The 3,638-nt window shown below is 69.3% G+C and carries 3 protein-coding genes; 2 read left to right on the top strand and 1 reads right to left on the bottom strand.

Features of this window, described 5'->3' with window-relative positions:
* Positions 1-1,219 (bottom strand): DEAD/DEAH box helicase (locus tag D183_RS0107695; RefSeq protein WP_017908491.1); only part of this gene is annotated, 1,219 nt, incomplete at its 3' end.
* Positions 1,220-1,564: 345 nt separating this feature from the next.
* Here D183_RS0107695 and D183_RS0107690 point away from each other — a divergent pair.
* Together D183_RS0107690 and maiA are read left to right on the top strand one after the other, a co-directional pair.
* Positions 1,565-2,554, top strand: coding sequence for a fumarylacetoacetate hydrolase family protein (locus D183_RS0107690; protein WP_017908490.1), 990 nt, complete (start codon positions 1,565-1,567; stop codon positions 2,552-2,554).
* 89 nt (positions 2,555-2,643) lie between these two features.
* The gene (gene maiA, locus D183_RS0107685) at positions 2,644-3,300 is read left to right on the top strand and encodes a maleylacetoacetate isomerase (protein ID WP_017908489.1); all 657 of its coding nucleotides are present in this window, start codon (positions 2,644-2,646) and stop codon (positions 3,298-3,300) included.
* Positions 3,301-3,638 lie beyond the last annotated feature (338 nt).

The raw sequence follows: 3,638 nt of genomic DNA, 5'->3' as shown, positions 1-3,638 counted from the left end.
GGCTGCCGCGACGCGGCGGGCGCTGGCCGCCCGGACGCTCGTCCGGCGGGTTGTTGTTGCCCCAGCGGATCGGCGTGACCGGCTCGAAGCCCGGCACGTCGCGGATGTCCATCTCGCGCTTGAGCATGCGTGCGATCGCGCGCAGCAGCTTGGCCTCGTCCTGCGCCACCAGCGAGATCGCCTCGCCGGTCGAACCGTTGCGGCCGGTGCGGCCGATGCGGTGCACGTAGTCCTCGGCGACCATCGGCAGGTCGTAGTTGATGACCTTGGGCAACTGGTCGATGTCGATGCCGCGCGCGGCGATGTCGGTCGCCACCAGCACGGTGATGCGGCCGGCCTTGAAGTCGCTCAATGCGCGCAGGCGCTGGCCCTGGCTCTTGTTGCCGTGGATCGCTGCCGTCTTCAACCCAGACTTGTCCAGGAACATGGTCAGCTTGTCGGCACCGTGCTTGGTGCGGGCGAACACCAGGGTCTGCTTGCGCGAGTCGGCGGCCAGCAGGTGCAGCAGCAGTTCGCGCTTGCGCGCGCCGTCCACCGGATGCACGCGGTGGGTGATGGTGTCGGCCACGGTGTTGCTCGGGGTGGCCTGGATTTCCTGCGGGTCGTGCATGAACTCGCGAGCCAGCTGCTTGATGCCTTCCTCGAAGGTGGCCGAGAACAGCAGGGTCTGCCGGTTCTGCTTGGGCAGCTTGGCGAGGATGCGCTTGATCGACGGCAGGAAGCCCATGTCGAGCATGCGGTCGGCTTCGTCCAGCACCAGGATCTCGATGCCCGACAGGTCCACGCTGCGACGCTCGAGATGGTCGAGCAGGCGGCCAGGGCAGGCGATCAGCAGGTCCACGCCGCGGCGCAGCGCGTCGAGCTGGTTGCCCATGCCCACGCCGCCGTAGATGGTGGTGCTGGGGATGCGCAGGTACTTGCTGTAGCCGCGCAGGCTGTCGTGGACCTGGGTGGCCAGTTCGCGGGTCGGGGTCAGGATCAGCGCGCGCGGCTTGCGCGGGCCGGGGCCCACCGACTGCGGCGAAGTGCCCAGGTGCTGCAGCAGCGGCAGGCCGAACGCGGCGGTCTTGCCGGTGCCGGTCTGCGCGCCGGCCATCAGGTCATGGCCTTCCAGGGCGACGGGAATGGCCTGCGCCTGGATCGGGGTGGGGGTTTCGTAGCCCTGCTCGGCCAACGCGCGCAGCAGGAAGGGCGCAAGGCCCAGGGATTCGAACGACATGAGAATGCTCCGGATAACGCGCCGACGCCGGGACGGACCCGGCGCGCAGGCGCAAGTAGGTGAGGCTCGGAGCGTTCCCGTGAACCGCGCTGCGAGAGGGTGGATCAACCCGCAGCGCGAGGCTGGGGTTCGTCGGCACCACGAAAGGCGTCGGGCGGGGCGGGCGAGTCGGATCGTTGCGATCCTGGCCTCGCCGGCGATCCCTGAGGGAAACGGACGGCCGCATGCAGACCGGCGCAGTGTACCTGAATTGGCGCGCTGCACAAAATGCGGGTCCGTTTCAGTTGAAACCAAGCCGGCGTCTGGCCGTACAATCGCCGGCTCAGCCCCCAGCACTGGACGGACATGAAGCTAGGTTCCCTGAAGGAAGGCGGTCGCGACGGCACCCTGATCGTCGTGTCCCGCGATCTGACCCGCGCCGTGCGCGCCACCGGCATCGCGCCGACCCTGCAGCGCGCGCTGGAGGACTGGAGCAACCTCGCCCCGCGCCTGAACGCGCTGTCCGAGTCGCTCAACGACGGCAGCGCCGACGGCCAGTTCGACCTGGACATGGCCGCGCTGGCGGCACCGCTGCCCCGCGCCTACGAGTTCCTCGACGGCAGCGCCTACCTGCCGCACGTCGAGCGCGTGCGCCGCGCGCGCGGCGCCGAGGTGCCGGAGAGCTTCTACACCGACCCGCTGATGTACCAGGCGGTCAGCGCCGGCTTCTACGGCCCGCGCGATGCGGTCAAGGTGGTCAGCGAGGACTACGGCATCGACCTGGAAGCCGAGATCGTGGTGGTCACCGACGACGTGCCGATGGCGGTCAGCCCGGCGCAGGCCGCCGCGCACATCCAGTTGATCGGCCTGGTCAACGACGTGTCGCTGCGCAATCTGATTCCGCCTGAACTGGCCAAGGGCTTCGGCTTCGTGCAGTCCAAGCCGCGTTCGGCGCTGTCGCCGGTGTTCGTCACTCCCGACGAACTGGGCGAGGCCTGGCAGGGCAACAAGGTGCACCTGCCGCTGCTGACCCACATCAACGGCGCCTGGTTCGGCGCGCCCGAGGCGGGCGAGGACATGCAGTTCGATTTCGCGCAACTGGTCGCGCACGCGGCCAAGACCCGGCCGCTGGCGGCCGGCGCGGTGGTCGGCTCGGGCACCATCGCCAACCAGGACACCACGCGCGGCGCCTCCTGCTTCGCCGAACAGCGCACCGTGGAAACCCTGCGCGACGGCAAGCCGAGCACGCCGTACATGTCCTTCGGCGACGTGGTGCGGATCGAGATGCTGGACCGTGACGGAGTGAGCATCTTCGGCGCGATCGAGCAGCGCATCGAGCAGGCGCCGCTGCCCTGATCCGGCCGGCGGCGGTGCCGGGGCGACCGACGGCGCCGCAGCCCAGGTGTCCACCGGTATCGTTGTCGATTGCGCAGACGGAGGCGGGCATGGACGAGGCACTGCAGCTCTACACCTACTGGCGCTCCAGCGCCGCGTACCGGGTGCGCATCGGGCTGGAGCTCAAGCGCCTGGCCTATCAATCGCTGCCGGTGCACCTGGTGCGCGACGGCGGACAGCAGCACTCGCCGGAATATGCGCGGTTGAACCCGCAGGAACTGGTGCCGACCCTGTGCCACGAGGGCCAGCCGATCCGCCAATCGCTGGCGATCCTGGAGTACCTGGACGAGCGCTGGCCGGAGCCGCCGCTGCTGCCGGACGCGCCGATCGATCGCGCCCGCGTGCGCGGCCTGGCGCAACTGATCGCCTGCGACATCCACCCGCTCAACAACCTGCGCGTGACGCAGTTCTTCGAGAACGCCTGGAACGTGCCGCAACCCGAGCGCGAAGAGTGGATGCGGCACTGGATGCAGACCGGCTTCGATGCGCTGGAGCAGTTGCTGGCCGAGTCGCCCGACACCGGACGCTTCTGCCACGGCGAGCAGCCGGGCCTGGCCGACTGCTGCCTGGTGCCGCAGCTCTACAACGCGCGCCGCTTCGGCGTGGATCTGCAGGCCTACCCGACCCTGGAGCGGATCGAGCGCGCCTGCCTGGCGCTGCCGGCATTCGACGCGGCGCGCCCGGAACACCAGCCCGACGCGCAGTAAGCTGGGACTATCGTCGCAGGAGCGGCTTCAGCCGCGACCGGGCATCCGCTGCTGCCAGTCGGCCACCAGCCCCTGCCGCGCCGGTGAGCATGAGGATGTGGGAGGGACTTCAGTCCCGACTGCAGTTTTCCGGACACTTCGGCCTTCACGCGTCGCGACGGAAGTTGCTTCCACACGCGCTTGCGGCGCACTCGCTGGGCGCACTGTGGGAGGGACTTCAGTCCCGACGGCAGTTTTCCGGACACTTTGGCCTTTACGCGTCGCAACGGAAGTCGCTTCCACACGCGCTTGCGGCGCACTCGCTGGGTGCACTGTGGGAGGGACTTCAGTCCCGACGC

Source organism: Xanthomonas sp. SHU 199 (assembly GCF_000364665.1).
Classification (GTDB): domain Bacteria; phylum Pseudomonadota; class Gammaproteobacteria; order Xanthomonadales; family Xanthomonadaceae; genus Xanthomonas_A; species Xanthomonas_A sontii.
Note: the sequence above shows the minus strand (reverse complement) of the source record. Positions and strands in the feature narration are given on the sequence as shown.